Source organism: Citromicrobium bathyomarinum (genome assembly GCA_001306305.2).
GTDB classification, from domain to species: Bacteria; Pseudomonadota; Alphaproteobacteria; order Sphingomonadales; family Sphingomonadaceae; genus Alteriqipengyuania; species Alteriqipengyuania bathyomarina.
In genome coordinates this window covers 802,839-820,238 of sequence record CP155577.1, presented here as the reverse complement: position 1 = coordinate 820,238, position 17,400 = coordinate 802,839, and the positions used below count along the sequence as shown (strand labels likewise).

General features: G+C 65.5%; 17 protein-coding genes. 10 read left to right on the top strand and 7 right to left on the bottom strand.

The annotated features are described in order from the left end of the window. Both VO57_004195 and ruvA read right to left on the bottom strand, forming a co-directional pair. Positions 1-537, bottom strand: a complete 537-nt coding sequence (locus VO57_004195; GenBank protein ID XBL70552.1) for a DsrE family protein — start codon at positions 535-537, stop codon at positions 1-3. A gap of 11 nt (positions 538-548) precedes the next feature. Further along, positions 549-1,148 carry a Holliday junction branch migration protein RuvA gene (ruvA, locus tag VO57_004190; GenBank protein XBL70551.1) on the bottom strand — a complete coding sequence of 200 codons (600 nt, stop codon included), beginning with the start codon at positions 1,146-1,148 and terminating at the stop codon, positions 549-551. A gap of 490 nt (positions 1,149-1,638) precedes the next feature. Between ruvA and aroC the strand changes: the two genes are divergently transcribed. Both aroC and VO57_004180 read left to right on the top strand, forming a co-directional pair. After that, entirely contained in the window at positions 1,639-2,742 is a 1,104-nt protein-coding gene (gene aroC, locus VO57_004185; protein XBL70550.1) for a chorismate synthase, read from the top strand. 10 nt (positions 2,743-2,752) lie between these two features. Continuing rightward, entirely contained in the window at positions 2,753-3,277 is a 525-nt protein-coding gene (locus VO57_004180) for a GNAT family N-acetyltransferase (GenBank protein XBL70549.1), read from the top strand. A 22-nt stretch (positions 3,278-3,299) separates the two neighbouring features. Here the strand turns inward: VO57_004180 and VO57_004175 are convergent, their stop codons facing one another. Next, the gene (locus VO57_004175; GenBank protein ID XBL70548.1) at positions 3,300-4,700 is read right to left on the bottom strand and encodes an amidohydrolase family protein; all 1,401 of its coding nucleotides are present in this window, start codon (positions 4,698-4,700) and stop codon (positions 3,300-3,302) included. Between the two features lie 171 nt (positions 4,701-4,871). Here VO57_004175 and VO57_004170 point away from each other — a divergent pair, with 171 nt between their 5' ends. From VO57_004170 to VO57_004140, 7 genes are all read left to right on the top strand, one after another. Then, the gene (locus VO57_004170) at positions 4,872-5,477 is read left to right on the top strand and encodes a TetR/AcrR family transcriptional regulator (GenBank protein ID XBL70547.1); all 606 of its coding nucleotides are present in this window, start codon (positions 4,872-4,874) and stop codon (positions 5,475-5,477) included. 184 nt (positions 5,478-5,661) lie between these two features. Then, positions 5,662-6,228, top strand: coding sequence for an alkyl hydroperoxide reductase subunit C (ahpC, locus tag VO57_004165; GenBank protein XBL70546.1), 567 nt, complete (start codon positions 5,662-5,664; stop codon positions 6,226-6,228). Between the two features lie 193 nt (positions 6,229-6,421). After that, positions 6,422-8,011, top strand: coding sequence for an alkyl hydroperoxide reductase subunit F (gene ahpF / locus VO57_004160; GenBank protein XBL70545.1), 1,590 nt, complete (start codon positions 6,422-6,424; stop codon positions 8,009-8,011). A gap of 107 nt (positions 8,012-8,118) precedes the next feature. Continuing rightward, positions 8,119-8,787: a hypothetical protein gene (locus tag VO57_004155; protein ID XBL70544.1), complete on the top strand. Its 669-nt coding sequence runs from the start codon at positions 8,119-8,121 to the stop codon at positions 8,785-8,787. A 194-nt stretch (positions 8,788-8,981) separates the two neighbouring features. Further along, the gene (gene katG / locus VO57_004150; protein XBL70543.1) at positions 8,982-11,198 is read left to right on the top strand and encodes a catalase/peroxidase HPI; all 2,217 of its coding nucleotides are present in this window, start codon (positions 8,982-8,984) and stop codon (positions 11,196-11,198) included. Between the two features lie 186 nt (positions 11,199-11,384). Further along, positions 11,385-12,917: a catalase gene (locus tag VO57_004145; protein XBL70542.1), complete on the top strand. Its 1,533-nt coding sequence runs from the start codon at positions 11,385-11,387 to the stop codon at positions 12,915-12,917. 98 nt (positions 12,918-13,015) lie between these two features. After that, entirely contained in the window at positions 13,016-13,534 is a 519-nt protein-coding gene (locus tag VO57_004140; GenBank protein ID XBL70541.1) for a hypothetical protein, read from the top strand. On the opposite strand, the gene VO57_004135 is transcribed toward VO57_004140, so the two are convergent. The 4 genes from VO57_004135 to VO57_004120 all read right to left on the bottom strand — a co-directional run bounded on the left by VO57_004135 (position 13,524) and on the right by VO57_004120 (position 16,593). Further along, complete coding sequence (locus VO57_004135; GenBank protein XBL70540.1) at positions 13,524-14,114, bottom strand: ferric reductase-like transmembrane domain-containing protein; 591 nt, start codon at positions 14,112-14,114, stop codon at positions 13,524-13,526. The genes VO57_004140 and VO57_004135 overlap by 11 nt on opposite strands. Then, positions 14,114-14,671, bottom strand: coding sequence for a Smr/MutS family protein (locus VO57_004130; protein ID XBL70539.1), 558 nt, complete (start codon positions 14,669-14,671; stop codon positions 14,114-14,116). Before VO57_004130 ends, VO57_004135 begins: the two co-directional genes overlap by 1 nt. Continuing rightward, a complete protein-coding gene (locus tag VO57_004125) occupies positions 14,668-15,855 on the bottom strand; it encodes a murein transglycosylase A (GenBank protein ID XBL70538.1) in 1,188 nt (395 codons plus the stop codon). The genes VO57_004130 and VO57_004125 overlap by 4 nt, the downstream gene beginning before the upstream one ends. 75 nt (positions 15,856-15,930) lie before the next feature. Further along, a complete protein-coding gene (locus VO57_004120) occupies positions 15,931-16,593 on the bottom strand; it encodes a Tim44/TimA family putative adaptor protein (GenBank protein ID XBL70537.1) in 663 nt (220 codons plus the stop codon). 257 nt (positions 16,594-16,850) lie between these two features. On the opposite strand from VO57_004120, the gene secB reads away from it, so the two are divergent. Beyond that, positions 16,851-17,378 (top strand): protein-export chaperone SecB, encoded by a 528-nt coding sequence (secB, locus tag VO57_004115; protein ID XBL70536.1) that lies wholly within the window; start codon positions 16,851-16,853, stop codon positions 17,376-17,378. Positions 17,379-17,400: the final 22 nt, after the last annotated feature.

Genomic DNA, 17,400 nt, shown 5'->3' with positions numbered 1-17,400 from the left:
TCAAAACGGGTTCACCGTGTAGCCCTGCTGCTGGAGCAGCGCGTGGGCGGTCATGGCGGAGAGGGCGAGTTCCACGCCGGGGATCAGTTCGGACTTCGCCACGCCCTGCCCGGCCGCGCTCTGGCCGCAGACGATGAAGCGCACGCCCTGGTCGATCATTGCGCGGACCATCGCGCCCGAGGGGTTCGCCTCGCCGCGATGGCGGGCTACCCAAGCGGCGTCGGTCAGCAGGTCGAGCACCGCAGCGCCGTGGACGACCACCGCCGCGCGGTTCTCCATCGGCTCGACCCCGGCGCGCGCGTTCATGTTGATGAGCCGCGCAGCGCTTTCGAACCCGCGGTTGAGCTTGCCCTCCTCGGCTGCGCGCGACACGTCGAACGCGACGTGGAAGCTCGCGTCCTCGGGAATGACGAAGTCGGCATCGGGCACCTCCGCCACAGGGCCGAACTCGGTGAACACCGGCCCGTAAGACACCTCCTGCGCCGCCGCAGGGGTGCCGACCGCCAGCGCCACAACCGCCATCAGTGTCACTCTCATACCCACCTCCATCACCCCGCCGCCTTCTTCAGCGCCACGCGGATCAGCTCGCCTTCGCTCGCGCCTTCGCCCAGTTCGCCCATCGCCTCGGCCACTGCCTTCGCCGCAATCGCGGGCTTGAAGCCCAGGTTCTCCAGCGCGGAGACCGCGTCCGCGCTCGCCCCGCCCTTGGGAGCGGCCACCGCCACCCCGCCCGGGGCCACGGGCAGCGCGCCTGCCTTGTCCTGCAACTCGTTGACGATCCGGCCCGCCAGCTTTGGCCCCACGCCGTTCGCCCGCGCGACCATCGCCGCGTCGCCGCTCGCGCACGCCGCCTGCACCTCGCCCGCCGACAACACGGAGAGGATCGCCAGCGCGACCTTGCTGCCCACGCCCTGCACCGATGTGAGCAGGCGGAACCAGTCGCGCTCCGCCGCTTCGGCGAAACCGAGCAGGCGCATGTCGTTCTCGCTCACCTGCAGATCGGTGAACAGCCGCGCCTCGCCGCCTTCCGATCCCAGCGCGTCGAGCGTGCGGGTCGAGCAGTGGACGAGGTAGCCCACCCCGCCCACATCGATCACCGCCCAGTCGGGGCCGGTCGCGTCGAGCGTTCCTGTGAGCTTGGCAATCATGGTTTGTTCTTGCCCGACTCCGACCCGCATTGCCAGCGCAGTGCGCAGGTTTTGCCGATCCGGAGGTGGGCCTGACACACCTGACACAGTGTCCAGGGGAGGAAATCCTCTCGATCAGTAAGTGACGTTTAATCGCATGAGGCGATCACTCGCGAATGATACCGCTGAACCGACGATGGCAAAGAGCGACCTTAACCCTATCCCAGACTTTCGAAGTAGGAAAATCTGCGAGCACCTGTCGAACGTGGACAGGGGCCTGCACATTCGGCACGGATGAAAGGCAGGAGGCGATTTCGATGACGGGCAGTCAGCTTGGGTATTTGATTGCGGGCTTCTTGATGGGCGCCGCGGTCGCGTTGTGGACCGCAGAAGCGTTCGCTGGGCTGCCGCATTCGTGGGGGACGGTTGGAAGCTTGCTTAGTGTTGGGGGCATTCTTGCAATGGTAGTCACCAAATCCAACGGTCGACAACGTGGGCAAGACATTCCGAAATGAGCTGGAACACATTCGGGCGGGTCTTCCGCTTCACCACCTGGGGAGAAAGCCACGGCCCGGCGATCGGCGCGGTGGTCGACGGGTGCCCGCCGGGCATCGCGCTCACCGAGGACGACATCCAGCCGTGGCTCGACAGGCGCAAGCCGGGGCAGAGCAAGTTCACCACCCAGCGGCGCGAGCCCGATGCGGTGCGCATCCTCTCGGGCGTGTTTGAGGGCCAAGACGGAAAACAGCGCACGACCGGCACGCCGATTTCGCTGATGATCGAGAATGTCGATCAGCGCTCGAAGGACTATTCCAACGTCGCGCAGGCCTATCGCCCCGGCCACGCCGACTACACCTATGATGCCAAGTACGGCTTCCGCGACTATCGCGGCGGCGGGCGCTCGAGCGCGCGGGAGACCGCGATGCGCGTGGCGGCGGGTGCGGTCGCGCGGCTGGTCGTGCCGCAGGTGAGCATCCTCGCTTACGTGGCAGAGATCGGTGGCGACCGGATCGACCCGGCCAAATTCGACGCCGACCAGATCGGGCAAAACCCCTTCTGGTGCCCCGACGCCGACGCCGCGACGCGCTGGGAAAAACTGGTCTATGACGCGCGCAAGGCAGGCTCCTCGCTCGGCGCGGTGGTCGAGTGCGTGGCCACCGGCGTGCCCGCAGGCTGGGGCGCGCCGCTCTACGCCAAGCTCGACAGCGAGCTGGCGGCGGCGATGATGAGCATCAACGCGGTCAAGGGCGTGGAGATCGGCGACGGCTTCGACGCCGCGCGCCTCTCGGGCGAACAGAACGCCGACCCGATGCGGCCTTCGGCAAGCGGAGACGCGCCCGAGTTCACCGCCAACCATGCAGGCGGCATCGCAGGCGGCATCGCCACCGGCCAGCCGGTCACCTGCAGGGTAGCGTTCAAGCCAACCAGCTCGATTCTCACCCCGGTCGACACGATCACCCGCCCCGATGCGTCAGGCAAATCCGAGGCGACCCAGATCAGCACCAAGGGCCGCCACGACCCCTGCGTCGGCATCCGCGGCGTGCCCGTGGTCGAGGCGATGATGGCCTGCGTGCTGGCGGACCAGGCGATGCTGCACCGGGCGCAGTGCGGGTAGGGATCGCTCGGTGAGCGGCGGCGATGGGGCGCAGGTGCAGATCGCGCCGATGGAGCCCGGCGACATTGCCGAAGCGCTCGCGATCCAGGCGCAGGCCTATCCCGCGTCGCTTCAGGAAGATGCCGCGGTGTTCGCCGCGCGTCTGGCTCTCTCGCCGTCCTTTTGCTTCACCGCTCGCCGGGCGGGCGCGATGGCCGGGTATCTGATCGCCCATGGGTGGGAGCGGGCGAACCCACCCGCGATCGGCACTCTCAACAGCCCTGCGGGGGCAGGCGACGTGCTCTATATCCACGACCTCGCCGTAGCGCCGGGTGCGCGCGGTCTTCGGCTGGGCGAGCGACTGGTCGGCTGCGCTTTCGACGCTGCGCGGGCCAGCGGGCTTTGCGAGGCGGAGCTGGTCGCCGTGGAAGGCGCACACAGCTTCTGGCACCGGCTCGGCTTTCGCGAAGGCCACTCGCCCGCAATCGCGGCGAAGCTTGCATCCTACGGCGCGGACGCGCGCTGGATGCGGCGGGACGATCTGGCTGCGGGATAGGGCGCGCGCTGCCGCAGGGTCGCTATTTCCGGTTTCGCGCAATCAGGTCGGCCAAAAGGGCGTCGAGGTCTTCGCGATCCAGATAGCGGCCATCGCGGATCACCGCTGCGATCTCCCGCGTGTTCGCGATATCCTCGAGCGGATCGGCATCGAGCAGCACCAGATCGGCCCGTTTGCCCACGGCAACCGTGCCGCGGTCACCCTCGACACCCAGAAACTCCGCAGCAAGCCTGGTGGAGCCTTCCAGGATCAGACGATTGTCCAGCCCCGCCTGCGCCAGCGCCTCGAACTCGTCGTGCAGCGAGAAGCCGGGCGCCACGCCGGGGATTCCGGCATCGGTTCCCGTCAGCACGGGGATACCAGCCTGTGCGAAGGCGCGGACCAGCGAGCCGTTGAAGTCCACGATGCTCTGCGCGTAGGCGATATATCCCTCGCTCGACTGGGCAGCGTAGGGATTGGAATTGACGGAAAGATCGTAGAACTGCGGCGGCAGCACATACAGGTCTTCGCGCGATGCGAGCGAGCCCGGGTCGCGCGCGATTTGCGCGATCCGGTCGTTGGCGGTGAGCGTTGTGACGAGCGCGGTGCCGTTTTTGCGGGCCATCTCCACGTAGGATGGAATTACCGCGACGTCGGGCGAGCGGGTTTGCTGCGCGAATTCCTCTGCATGGACGACCAGGTCGTAACCGGGCTGGAAGAAGGCCTCGGTGATCCCCTCGCCCCGCTGCGGGATATGGCCGACGACCCGGATGTTCCGCGCGCGTGCCTCCTCCACGATGGCGGTAAAGGTCGGCAGGTCGAGATGGCCATACACCTTCACGAAGTCGAACCCGTCTGCTGCTGCGTCTTTGACCGCCTGCCGACCCTGCGCGGGCGAGCCGGCACTATGCGTAATTCCGAAGGGCAGGACCGGATCGTTGCTGTCGATCATGGTCGCCATGGCCACGTGCGGGCCAAGGACACGGCCGCTCTCGATCGCGATCCGCTGCCCCACGGTCTCGGGCATGGCGGCCAGGTCGAACACCTGAAGCACGCCGTTGACGATGTAAGGCGTGAAGGCGTCCTGCATGTTGGCTGCGCCGTCTTCGGGCACCGGACTGCGCGCCAGCAGGCGCAGCATGCGCTCGTTCCCGATATGCACATGCATGTCGCTGAAACCCGGGACCAGCCATTTTCCCGTCCCGTCGATCCGGTTCGCATCCGGGGGATCGCCTGCGTCTGCAGCATCTGCGATGGAGACGATCCGGCCTCCTTCGATAACCACGGTGCGGTTGGGCAGCACGCCGCCCTCCTTGGTCATCGGGATCACGGTGACATTTTCGATCACGAGCGTCTCGCCGGCGGCTGCCGGGGCGGGCGGCGACGCGGCCAGCGGGGCGGTCGCGAGCGCGATCATCGCGAGGAAGGCCAGGCATCTCAACATCGTCGAAGTCCTCCTTGGCTGCAGGTTCGGCGGTTCGAGCTGGGCCGGTCCTGACAGCGGTTTTGAAAATCCGTCTTGTCACTGTCTAGATTGCTTATCGCGACCTATCTAGACGCTGTCAAGTTGCTTCGCTAGTGGGGGTCGAACGGCAGACATTGCTGGTTGGGCGAGATGACGGACAAGACCTATCATCATGGAAATCTGGCTGCCGAGCTGTTGCAGGCGGCAGAGCGAGAGCTGGTCCTGAACGGGATCGAGGCGTTTTCCCTACGGGCGGTGGCGAAGCGTGCAGGTGTCAGCCATGGTGCCCCCGCCTATCATTTCAAAAGCGCCAGAGGATTGCTGACCGCGCTCGCCGCGACCGGATACGAGCGGCTGGTGGAGGCGCAGAAAGCGCGCCAGTCCGACGCCGGGAGCGCCCCGAAGGAGCAGCTTATTGCGATCGGCCTGGGCTATCTCGATTTTGCCGAGGCCAATCCGGACCTTTTTAGGCTGATGTTCTCGTCCGAGAAGCCCGACAGGGGCGATGCCCATTTCGACACCGCAGCGAAAGCCGCCTTCGGAAAACTGCTCGATGGTGTGTGCGAGGTATTGGGCCGCGATCCTTCGGCCCACCCGTCTGCCATGACGCAGGTCGCCGCATCCTGGGCGATGGTCCACGGGCTGGCCGACCTCATCATTTCGGGGCGGCTCGACGGGCCGCTGGCGCTGAAAGAGATTTCGGGACCGGATCGGGAGATGCTGTTGTCGCGCATCCTGTTGAAAGCTCTGGCGTAACGCTGGCCGCGCGGGGAGGGAAAATCGCGGCACGATGCGTCCGACCCGCTGCTTATCGGGACCCTCGAAAAGTTCCGCAAATTTGATCGATAATTCCGATTGCGGCCATCGCCACAAATCGCTTTTGTGCGTTGCAGCAGTCCCTATCTAGGCGTCGAGTTTCAACCCCCCAGAGGAGACATTCATGGGTATCATCGGAAGCCAGATCAAACCGTTCAAAGCCACCGCATTCCAGGCCGGCAAGGACTTCTTCGAAGTCACCGACGAGGACGTGAAGGGCAAGTGGGCGATCTTCTTCTTCTACCCGGCGGACTTCACCTTCGTGTGCCCGACCGAGCTGGAAAACCTCGGCGAACAGTACGACATGCTCCAGAAGATGGGCGTGGAAGTCTATGCCGTCAGCACCGACACGCATTTCAGCCACAAGGCATGGCACGACACCTCCGACAAGATCGGCAAGCTGAAGTTCCCGTTCCTCGGCGACCAGCTGCACACGCTGTCGAAGAACTTCGACGTGCTGCGTGAGGAAATGGGCCTAGCCGACCGTGCGACCTTCGTGGTCGATCCCGACGGTGTGATCCAGATCATGGAACAGACCTGCGAAGGCGTGGGCCGCAATGCCAACGAACTCGCCCGCAAGATCAAGGCGGCGCAGTACGTGCGCGAAAACCCCGGCCAGGTCTGCCCGGCGGCGTGGGAAGAAGGCAGCGAAACGCTGGCCCCCTCGCTCGACCTTGTCGGCAAGATCTAAGCGATACTATCGGAGGCTCGGCACGCGCCGGGCCTCCACTTCCCCTCCCCCAACCCTCCTCGTCATCGCGAGGGGTGATAACGACAAAGCGATCCATGTTCGAACCGGTCCGCAAATGGACCCGTTCGATGATGGATTGCCACGCCGCTACCAGCGGCTTGCAATGACGCATTTTTGGATGGAGTCCTTTCCCATGCTCGACGCCCAGATGACCGACCAGCTGAAGCAGTACCTGCAAAACCTGCGCGAGCCGGTGGAGCTTGTCGCATCGCTGGGTGACGACGAAACGTCGGCCAAAACGCGCGAGCTGCTCGAAGAGATCGCCGCGCTGCACGATCTGGTCAGCGTGGATTTCGACGGCGATCACGAACGCCGTCCCAGCTTCATCATCCGCCGCGGCAACGACGCCGAAAAGTGGGTACGCTTTGCCGGGTTGCCGATGGGCCACGAGTTCACCTCCCTGGTGCTCGCACTGCTGTGGGCCGGTGGCCATCCGCCCAAGGTCGATGCCGATGTGCTGGAGGATATCCGCCGGATCGAGACCGATCTGGAGTTCGAGATGTTCTTCTCGCTCTCGTGCCACAACTGCCCCGACGTGGTGCAGGCGCTCACGCTGATGGCGCTGGAGAACAGCCGCATCACCGCCACGCTGATCGAAGGCGGCGCGTACAAGGATGAGGTCGAGGCGCGCGACATCATGGCCGTGCCCGCGACCTTCCTCAACGGCGAAAGCTTCTACAACGGCAAGATCGAACTGCCGCAGATCCTCGAACGGCTCGATACCGGTGCGGGCGCGAAGGCGGCGGCCAAGCTCAACGAGCGCGAGCCCTACGAAGTGCTGGTGATCGGCGGCGGGCCTGCCGGGGTCGCGACCTCGGTCTACACAGCGCGCAAGGGTTTCCGCACCGGTATAGCTGCCGAACGCTTCGGCGGGCAGCTGCAGGACACGCTCGGAATCGAGAACCTGCCCGGCACCGCCTATACCGAAGGGCCCAAGCTTTCCGCCGACCTCGACGAGCAGGTGAAGGAAAACGAGATCGACAAGATCGACCTGGTGCAGGCCGAAGAGTTGATCCCGGCCACGCAGGAGGGCGGCATGCACAAGGTGCGCTTCGCCAATGGCGGTGAGCTGACCGCGCGTGCGATCATCCTCGCCACCGGCGCCCGCTGGCGCAACCTCGGCGTGCCGGGCGAGCAGGAATACCGCAACAAGGGCGTGGCCTATTGCCCGCACTGCGACGGCCCACTGTTTAAGGGCAAGCGGATCGCGGTGATCGGCGGCGGCAATTCGGGAGTCGAAGCCGCGATCGACCTCGCCAAGATCGTCGACCATGTGACCCTGATCGAATTCGACACCCAGCTGCGCGCCGATGCGGTGCTGGTGAGCAAGCTCGAGAGCCTCGACAATGTCGAGATCGTCACCAACGGCCAGACGACCGAGATCACCGGCGACGGTGCCCGCGTGAACGGCCTGATCGTGAAGGACCGCGACAGCGGCGAAGAACGCACGATCGACCTCGCCGGCGTGTTCGTGCAGATCGGCCTCGTCCCCAACACCGAATGGCTCAATGACTCCGGGCTCGAACTGTCGAAGCACGGCGAGATCGTGACCGACGAACGCGGCGCGACAAACCTGGCCGGTATCTTCGGCGCGGGCGATGCGACGACCGTGCCTTACAAGCAGATCGTGGTCGCGATGGGCCAGGGCGCGAAGGCGGGCCTGACCGCGTTCGACTACCTGATCCGCACCGAACCGGCGGACGAGATCGCGCAAGCGGCGTAAGTCCCTCCCCTGCAACGCATTTTGCTTGTCGGATTTTCCGGGCAGATGTATTTTCGATCCCGTCCGGCTTCGGCGCGGACGGGATCGTTCAGGGGGAAAATCCGAATATGAAGTTCAGTCAGTGCGCGCTCGCGGGCGCGCTGGTGGCATTGGCCGTGCCCGCCTCGGCTCACGCCGAAGGCAAATCGCTGCAACTCGCCAAGGTCGTGCTCGACACCGAGACCGCACCGATCGAAGCGCGCGTGAAGGGCGGCACGCTGTGCGTCTTTCCGAGCAATATCGAGCTGCCCAAGGAAAAGAAGACGCAGGATTTCGAGCGTTACGACCGGCTGGTTTCCGACACGCTGGGCACCAGCGAAGTCGCGGTAGTCTCCGACTCGGACGATCTGTTTGCCGCGGAATCGGACGACAAGGGCGACATCCTGCTGGGCGCGGTGATGGCGCCGACCGCGATCAACATCTGCTCCTCGGTCAACGGCTTCAAAGGCACGATCGATATCAAGGTCGAATGGCAGTTCTATGATCGCGAGAGCGCAAAGGTGGTGGAAACGCTGACGACAGAGGGCTCGGGCACTCTGGCGAAATTCTCGAACAGCGGATTCGAGGAGATGTGGGATGCCGCCTTCGTCGATGCGCTCAACAAGGTGCAGCAGGCGGGCGTGATCGACCGGGTGCTGGCAGCGGGCGCGACGGTGGACTCGGTCGATCCCGCGGCAGGCGACCCTGCGCAGTCCGATGTGCTTGATGAGCCGCAGGACGTCGCACCCGCGAGCTGAGTCCAGACCACACCGAACGCATGAGCGCCGCCATTCGCAAGCCGGATGGCGGCGCTTTGCATTTGGGCTTGCACGAGTCGCACCATCGCTCAGGGTGATTAGTCAAAGCCAATTAATCGATTGGACCAATCACAGGATCGAGCGCATTCTCTCCTCATCGGCGACGCGAGTCGCCCCGAGAGAAGGAGTGGATGATGGACGCGAAGACTGGTTCGATGGGCGGTGGATGCCCGTTTCATGGCGATGGCGGCGTGCGCGCGCTGCTGGGGCGCACCAACAAGGACTGGTGGCCTGACTCGCTCGACCTCCAGATCCTGACGCAAGGCGGGCAGTCGCCCGATCCGATGGGCGAGGATTTCGATTATTGCGAGGCCTTCAACGCGCTCGATTACAACGCGCTCAAGGCGGACCTGCACGCGCTGATGACCGACAGCCAGCCCTGGTGGCCGGCGGATTACGGCCACTACGGCCCGTTCTTCATCCGCATGGCATGGCACGCGGCGGGCACCTATCGCACCGGCGACGGGCGCGGCGGCGCGTCGAGCGGCCAGCAGCGCTTCGCCCCGCTCAATTCCTGGCCCGACAACGGCAACCTCGACAAGGCGCGCCGTCTGCTGTGGCCAATCAAGCAGAAATACGGGAAGCACATCAGCTGGGCCGACCTGTTCATCCTGACCGGTAATGTCGCGATCGAGAGCATGGGCGGGCCGGTGTTCGGCTTCGGCGGCGGCCGCAAGGACGTCTACGAGCCGGAGAACGACATCTACTGGGGTTCGGAAGAAGAGTGGGTCGACGAAGGCGTCGAGACGCGCATCATCCCCGATGAGGGCAAGGCGCTCGAAAACCCGCTCGCCGCGATCCAGATGGGGCTGATCTACGTCAATCCCGAAGGCCCCGGCGGCAATCCCGACCCGCTGCAATCGGCACGCGACATGCGCGAGACCTTCAGCCGGATGGCGATGAACGACGAGGAAACCGTCGCGCTCACTGCGGGCGGCCACGCCTTCGGCAAGTGCCACGGCGCGGTGCCCGCCGACCAGCTGAGCGGATCGCCCGAAAGCGAGGCGCTGCAGCTGATGGGCTTCGGCTGGGCGACGGATGCCGAGCAGATCGAGAAGGGGCACATCACCACCTCGGGCCTGGAAGGCGCGTGGACGCCCAACCCGACGCAGTGGGGCGGCGACTATTTCCGCCTGCTATTCAAGTACGAGTATGAGCTGGTGAAGAGCCCGGCGGGTGCGCAGCAGTGGCAGCCGGTCGATCCCGATCCCGAAGACATGGCGCCCGACGCGCGCGATCCTTCGAAGAAGGTGCCGACCATGATGACTACCGCCGACATGGCGCTGAAGATGGACCCGGATTATCGCAAGATTTCGGAACGCTTCCGCGACGATCAGGCCGCGCTCGACGATGCCTTCGCCCGCGCATGGTTCAAGCTGTGCCACCGCGATATGGGGCCCAAGGTCCGCTATCTCGGCCCGGATGTGCCGTCGGAAGACCTGATCTGGCAGGACCCGGTTCCCACGGGTCGCGTGGCGTCCGACACCGCGGTCGACATCTTCAAGGACAAGGTGCTGCGCAGCGGCCTCAGCGTGCGCGAACTCGTGAAGGCGGCGTGGGCCTCCGCCAGCACATACCGAAGGAGCGACCATCGTGGCGGCGCCAACGGCGCGCACATCCGGATGGAGCCGATGAAGAGCTGGGCGGTCAACGATCCCGAGGAACTCGGCAAAGTCCTCGCCAAGCTGGACGAGCTGCGCGACGACATCTCGATGGCCGATGCGATCGTGATTGCCGGTTCGGCGGCGGTCGAGAAGGCGGCGAAGGATGCCGGGTTCGACATCAAGGTTCCCGTCACCACCGGGCGCGGAGATGCCAGCGAGGAGCAGACCGATGCGGAGAGCTTCGAGCCGATGGAGCCCTTCGCCGACGGCTTCCGCAACTACCTCAAGACCAAGGCGAGCGTGAAGACCGAGGACCTGCTGATCGACCGGGCGAGCCTGCTCGGCCTCTCGATCCCCGAGATGACCGTGCTGGTCGGCGGGATGCGCGCGCTGGGCGCAGTGAGCAAGCATGCCAAGCACGGCTATGATATCGGCGTGCTGACCGATCGGCCGGGCCAGCTGACCAACGACTTCTTCGTCAACCTGCTCGACATGGGCACGAAGTGGGCGACGATCGACGAGAGCGGCGACGAGGAGTTCGTCGGGACCGACCGCGCCTCGGGCGAGGAGAAGTGGCACGCGACGCGCACCGATCTGGTGTTCGGCTCCAACTCGCAGCTGCGCGCGGTGGCAGAGGTCTATGCCGAGAACGGGAACGAGGAGAAGTTCGTGAAGGACTTCGTCGCCGCGTGGACCAAGGTGATGGACGCAGACCGGTTCGATCTGACCTACGCCCAGTACCACTGATGGCGTACCACTGACCGGCACGGCATAGCGCCGCAGACAAGGAAGGCCCCCGGCAGCAACGCCGGGGGCCTTTTGCGTGTGAGGGAAAAGCGAAAACGGTGATCGTTTCTTTGCCGCAGCAATAGCGGAACAGGACCGCGCGCCGCGCGCTATCTACCTGTTACTCCAAAAGGAAAGCTGCGCGCCATGGCCAAGACCGTTCCCCCCACCACCACCGATGCCGGTATCCCCGTCCAGAGCGACGAGCATTCGCTGACGATCAGCCCCGATGGCCCGATCGTGCTCAACGATCACTACCTGATCGAGCAGATGGCCAACTTCAATCGCGAGCGGATCCCTGAGCGCCAGCCGCACGCGAAGGGATCGGGCGCGTTCGGCACGTGGAAGACGACGGCCGACGTCTCGAAATACACCAAGGCCAAGATCTTCCAGCCGGGCGCCGAGTGCGAGGTCGCGATGCGCTTCTCGACCGTGGCGGGCGAGCGCGGCAGCCCGGATACCTGGCGCGATCCGCGCGGCTTCTCGGTCAAATTCTACACCGAGGATGGCAATTTCGACATGGTCGGCAACAACACGCCGATCTTCTTCATCCGCGACCCGCTGAAATTCCAGCACTTCATCCGCAGCCAGAAGCGCCGCGCGGACAACGGCCTGCGCGATCACGACATGATGTGGGATTTCTGGACGCTGTCGCCCGAAAGCGCGCACCAGGTCACCTACCTGATGGGCGACCGCGGCGTTCCGAAGAACTGGCGCGAGATGAACGGCTATTCCAGCCACACCTACATGCTGATCAACGAGGGCGGCGAGAAGTTCTGGGTCAAGTTCCACTTCCACACCAATGTCGGCGACGAGAGCGGCAACGCCCACCTGACGCAGGACGAGGCGGTCAAGAAGGCGGGCGAGGATAGCGACTACCACCGCCGCGACCTGTTCGACGCGATTGCCGAGGGCAATTTCCCGAGCTGGACGCTCAAATGGCAGATCATGCCGTTCGAGGATGCCAAGACCTACCGCATCAACCCGTTCGACCTGACCAAGACCTGGCCGCACGCCGATTATCCGCTGATCGAGGTCGGCACGCTAACGCTCAACGAAAACCCGGTCGACTGGGACACGCAGATCGAACAGCTCGCGTTCGAGCCGAACAACATGGTGCCCGGCATCGGCCTGTCGCCCGACAAGATGCTGTTGGCGCGCGGCTTCTCCTATTCGGATGCCCACCGCGCCCGGCTCGGCGTCAACTATAAGCAGATCCCGGTCAACGCGGCGAAGAATGCCGATGTGCATTCCTATAGCCGCGCGGGGCACATGCGGACGCAGAACGCGGTCGACCCGGTCTACGCGCCGAACTCCTACGGCGGCCCCGCCGCGCAGCCGCAGGTCGGCGGCGAGGCGACCTGGTATTCCGACGGCGACATGGTGCGGCAGGCCTATACCTTGCGCGAGGATGACGACGACTGGTCGCAGGCCCGCGCATTGGTGAACGATGTGATGGACGACGAACAGCGCGATCGCTTCGTCTCCAATGTCTCCGGCCACCTCGCCGACGGCGTCAGCGAGAAGGTGCTCGTGCGTGCTTTCGAATACTGGAAGAACGTCGACAAGACGATCGGCCAGCGGATCGAGGACACAGTGCGCGAAATGATCGGCGGCAAGTCCACCGCGCCCGGAATGGCGAGCGCGGAATGGATCAAACAGCGTCAGGGTGCACAATAGCCCCTGATGGTCGATGTCGGTGGGCGAGCGCAAAATCGCCCATCGACATGGCTGCCAAGCCTGTTAATGCGAGCCCTTCGCAAAAAGGAAGGCATATCATGCGCACACTGAAGTTCCTCGCCCCCGTCGCCGCATCCGCACTGGCGCTCGCCGCCTGCTCGGAAGCTCCCGAAGCGACCACCGATGAAACCGCCGCGACCGATACCGCGACGCCCGACGCAGATGCGGTCGAGTCGCCCGACGCCGCCTCCACCGTGCTCAACGCCAACGACGCGACCGAGAGCGAACTCGCCGCCGTCGACGGCGTTTCGCCCGAACTCGCCGCCGCGATCGTCGCCGGCCAGCCCTATGCCAGCGTCACCGATCTCGACGCCAAGCTGAAGGAAACGCTGAGCGAGGACGAAGCCAAGGCCGTGCTGGTCAACGTGTTCGTGCCGATCAACCTCAACTCCGCGAGCGAAGAGGAAATCCGCCTCGTTCCCGGCATGACCGACAAGATGGTCCACGAGTTCGAGGAATACCGCCCCTATGCCGACATGGGCGTGTTCGATCGCGAAATCGGCAAATATGTCGACGAATCGGAAGTCGCGCGCTTCCGCCAGTACGTCACGCTTTAACCCGCCTGCGCTGGCGCCATTGCAGCGCCACCCTGACGATCTCGATCGCCGCCAATATCGCGATGTTGATATAGGCGGTGGTCGGATCGAAGGCGGACAGCGCCCAGTGCACGAACACCAGCACCGCAGCGGGATAGACCAGCCGGTGCAGCGTCTTCCATGAGCGCTTGAGCATCCGCATCGACACATCGTTGGACGTGATCGCCAGCGGTATGAACAGCGCGAGAGCCGCCCACCCGGCGAGGACGTAAGGCGTCGATGCCTCATCCCAGATAATCGCCGGATCGCTCTTGCGCCACAGGTAGATGATCGTGTGCCCGGCGGCATAGGCGAAGCTCGCCACGCCGAGATCGCGCCGCTTGCGCATCAGATACTGCACGAACCGGTTGCGGCGCAGTGCCAGCCGCAGCGGCGTCACCGCGAGCGTGACCATCAGCAGCCACGCCGCCCAGTCCCCGCTATCGCCGATGATGTGGCCGTAGCCGTAAAGGTCCGGCGTGAACCACCAGCGCCCAAGCATCCACACGCCGGGCAGAGCGAGGATCAGCCATAGAAACGGCCGAGAGCGCAGCAGCGCCATCAGCGACCTCTCCTCAGAACAATATACAGCGCGCCCTCGCCCCCGTGGCGGCGGTGTGCGGAGCGCACGGCAGCGATCGAGCCCCCATGTTCGCTCGCAGCAAGCCAGTCGAGGATCTTGGCGCGGATCGCGCCGCGCCGCTCGCCCCGGTCGGCGGCGTCCCCACCGCGCGGCTTGCCGGTGACCACGAGCACGGTGCGCGCGTCCATGCTGCGCGCCTGCGCCATCCCGTCCATCAACCGGTCATAGGCCCGCTCCAGCCCGTGGCCGTGAAGGTCGAGGCTCACATCGGGCGCGATCTCGCCTGCCTTCAGGCGGCGGTCCCAATGGGAATCGAGATTACCGGGTGGGTTGCGGCCGGAACGCCTTGCGGACGGCGCGGGCGCGATCGCCTTTGGCGGCCTAGCCGACTGTTTGGGCAGCGGGGCAGGCGAAGGGGCTGGGGGAACGGGTACTGCGCGGACTGCTGGAGTGCGGCGGATCGGATCGACCGTCGCGGCCAGCGCCGCCCAAGCGGCGGCCTCTTCGACAGACAATCCGCGCGGCGCGTGTCTCATCGCCCGGTCTGGCGTGCGACGGTCCCCTTGGGCAGGAGCACCAGCGCGGTGCCGCGCGCGCTCATCCCGCCGGCAATCTCGCGTGCGTCGCCGCCATTGCCCCAGAAGGTGTCGAACCGGTTGGGCCCCTTGATCGCGCCGCCGGTATCCTGCGCCACCCACATGCCGGAGGCGACCGGACGGTCCATCTCCAGCACCACGGGCGCGCCGTAAGGGACGAAGCGGGGATCGACCGCGACGCTGTTCTGCCGCGTGACCGGCACGCCGAGCGAGCCGAGCGGGCCGGAGGTGTCGAGCTCACGGAAGAAGATCCAGCTCTCGTTCTCGCGCATCAGCGCGCGGCCTTCCTCCGGGTTGTCGCGGATGTACTGGACGATGCCCTGCATCGATCCGGGGTACTGGCCCGGCCCGTCGCCCAGCAGCCCGCGCTCGCGCATCAGCCCGCCGATCCCGGTATAGCCGCGCCCGTTCTGCCCCGCATAACCGATCCGCATCCGGCTGCCGTCGGGCAGGCGCAGCAGGCCAGAGCCCTGGATCTGGAGGAAGAACATCTCGACCGGGTCGGCCGCCCACGCGATTTCGAGGCCGCGCCCGGCGAGCGCGCCATCCTCTATCTCTGCGCGGCTGTAATAGGGGACGAAAGCGCCCGTATCGTCGTAACGGCCGAGCGGCGGGCGCCCCTCGCGCTCGCTTTCGGGCATGTCGGCGGGCCATGCGCGCACCAGATCTTCGGGCAGGCGATAAACGGGTACGTCGTACCCTGCGCGGCGCGTGCGGCTACCGAGGATCTCTGGCTCGAAATAGCCGGTTGCAAAGGCCGCGCCATCGCCGATCCGGGCGGTTTCGAAGAAGGTTTCGAAGAAGGTCAGCGCGTCGCCATCCCACCGCAGCGCGGCGGTGCAGACCGGCAGCCAATCTTCGGGCCGGGTCAGGCCGCTAGCGTCGGCCTTCTCGGACGGCCAGTTGCAGCTGGAGCGGAATGCGGTGAGCGCGGCGGAGGCATCGGCTGCGTCGAGGCGGAGCGAACGGAACGCAGGCCCCGGCGCGACTCCGGCAGCCACCGCGCTCTCGAAAGCGGGTGGCGCGGGCTTGTCGATCGGCGGGAAAGGCGGCTTGTCGGAACCCGGGCCGACGCAGCTTGAGAGAGCGACCAGCGCCGCGAGCGGCCATATCCACTTGAACATCGCGCTCTCCCCCCGGCGTTATGGATCGGGCCGGGCCGCGCGTGCGCCCCGGGCCCCCAAGTCTCAGCCTTAGCCTCAGCCTTCGTCGGTTTCGACCAGCTGCCAGTCCGGCGTGCGCGAGTCGACTCGGCGAGCAAACGTCCAGATGTCGCGGCTCTCGATCGCATCGTCGAGCGATCCGGCCACCATGTTGCCATCGCGGTCGTGGGTGACGGCGGCGATATCGGCGACGAAGCGCACGGTGATCCGCGCTTCCTTGCGCTCCAGTTCGGCATCGCGAATGGTCGCGTCCTCGATCCGGATCAGCCGGTTGTCGAGCGTTTCGCCCGCTTCCTCGCGCGCGTCGATCGCCTGGGCGAAGCCCTGATAGACCGACTCGTCGCACAGATCGCGCAGGGTTTCCTTGTCGCCCTTCCAGTAGGCTTCCAGGATCATGCCATAGGCACCCTTCGCCCCTTCGAGGAAGCTGGTGATGTCGAACCCGCGATCCGCCGCGATGATCGACTGCACGCCGCGCTCCACCACCGGCAGCACGTCGGGCTTGGCTTCCTGTTCGGTCACCGCGCGCGGCGGAGCCTGCGTGGTCTGCGGTGCGGCTGCCAGCCCCGCCTTGTCCTTCGCATCGAAACGATGCGGCACGGGCTCTTCCTCATGCTCGGCCCGGCGGCCGAGGACGGAATAGAGCCGCAGCCCCAGAAAGACTGCGATCATGGCGAGAATGACGATTTCGTAGATCACTGAATGGGGTACCTGATCCTGCGGGCCTTTGTGGCCGACCGCAAAGCCGACCGAGCCCTGTATTCGTGTAATGGGCCTTCAATCCCACACATAGGGCGCGATATCAAATGCACAACGGCTGCCTAAGTATCCCGCTGCGGCGGTTCGTGCCCGTTGCGGGGCGGGAAAGCGGCTGCTAGGCGGCGTGTCACCGACCACGCGGGCGCAAGGTCAAGCTGCCGCCCGGGTATCCCAACCTTTCGAAAGAGTGCTCTTCCATGGCCGACGAAGGCGACGTTCTGACCGATCTCAACACCCCGTCCACCGGCAATGGCGCGGACAACCGCCCGACCGCGGGCTTCATCACGCAGTATATCAAGGATCTCTCGGTCGAGAATCCGAACTCTCCGGCCAGCTTCCAGTGGCAGGACGCGCCGCAGATCGACCTGCAGTTCAACATCGGCGCGAACCCGGTGAACGACGAGATCAGCGAAGTCGAACTGAAGATCAACGCGACCGCCAATTGCGAAAACGGGCAGCTTTACGTGATTGAGCTGGTCTATGCCGGCCTCGTCGGCGTGCGCAACATGCCCGAAGACCAGATGCACATGTTCCTGTTCGCAGAAGCGCCGCGCATCCTGTTTCCCTTCGCCCGCCGTGTGGTTGCCGATGCGACCCGCGATCTGGGCTTCCAGCCGCTGATGGTCGATCCGATCGACTTCAACGGGCTGTACCTGCAGCGCCTTCAGGAACGGCAGGCGGAAGACGCCGCTGCGGGCGGCGCGGCACCGGGCGGCAACGCCTGACCACCGCCCGGCAGGGAGGCCA

What these genes read in the sequence shown, in the direction of transcription:
- VO57_004195 (XBL70552.1), bottom strand. Translation starts at nt 537, where the DNA reads ATGAGAGTGACACTGATGGCGGTTGTGGCGCTGGCGGTCGGCACCCCT.
- ruvA (XBL70551.1), bottom strand. Translation starts at nt 1,148, where the DNA reads ATGATTGCCAAGCTCACAGGAACGCTCGACGCGACCGGCCCCGACTGG.
- aroC (XBL70550.1), top strand. Translation starts at nt 1,639, where the DNA reads ATGAGCTGGAACACATTCGGGCGGGTCTTCCGCTTCACCACCTGGGGA.
- VO57_004175 (XBL70548.1), bottom strand. Translation starts at nt 4,700, where the DNA reads ATGTTGAGATGCCTGGCCTTCCTCGCGATGATCGCGCTCGCGACCGCC.
- VO57_004170 (XBL70547.1), top strand. Translation starts at nt 4,872, where the DNA reads ATGACGGACAAGACCTATCATCATGGAAATCTGGCTGCCGAGCTGTTG.
- ahpC (XBL70546.1), top strand. Translation starts at nt 5,662, where the DNA reads ATGGGTATCATCGGAAGCCAGATCAAACCGTTCAAAGCCACCGCATTC.
- ahpF (XBL70545.1), top strand. Translation starts at nt 6,422, where the DNA reads ATGCTCGACGCCCAGATGACCGACCAGCTGAAGCAGTACCTGCAAAAC.
- VO57_004155 (XBL70544.1), top strand. Translation starts at nt 8,119, where the DNA reads ATGAAGTTCAGTCAGTGCGCGCTCGCGGGCGCGCTGGTGGCATTGGCC.
- katG (XBL70543.1), top strand. Translation starts at nt 8,982, where the DNA reads ATGGACGCGAAGACTGGTTCGATGGGCGGTGGATGCCCGTTTCATGGC.
- VO57_004145 (XBL70542.1), top strand. Translation starts at nt 11,385, where the DNA reads ATGGCCAAGACCGTTCCCCCCACCACCACCGATGCCGGTATCCCCGTC.
- VO57_004140 (XBL70541.1), top strand. Translation starts at nt 13,016, where the DNA reads ATGCGCACACTGAAGTTCCTCGCCCCCGTCGCCGCATCCGCACTGGCG.
- VO57_004135 (XBL70540.1), bottom strand. Translation starts at nt 14,114, where the DNA reads ATGGCGCTGCTGCGCTCTCGGCCGTTTCTATGGCTGATCCTCGCTCTG.
- VO57_004130 (XBL70539.1), bottom strand. Translation starts at nt 14,671, where the DNA reads ATGAGACACGCGCCGCGCGGATTGTCTGTCGAAGAGGCCGCCGCTTGG.
- VO57_004125 (XBL70538.1), bottom strand. Translation starts at nt 15,855, where the DNA reads ATGTTCAAGTGGATATGGCCGCTCGCGGCGCTGGTCGCTCTCTCAAGC.
- secB (XBL70536.1), top strand. Translation starts at nt 16,851, where the DNA reads ATGGCCGACGAAGGCGACGTTCTGACCGATCTCAACACCCCGTCCACC.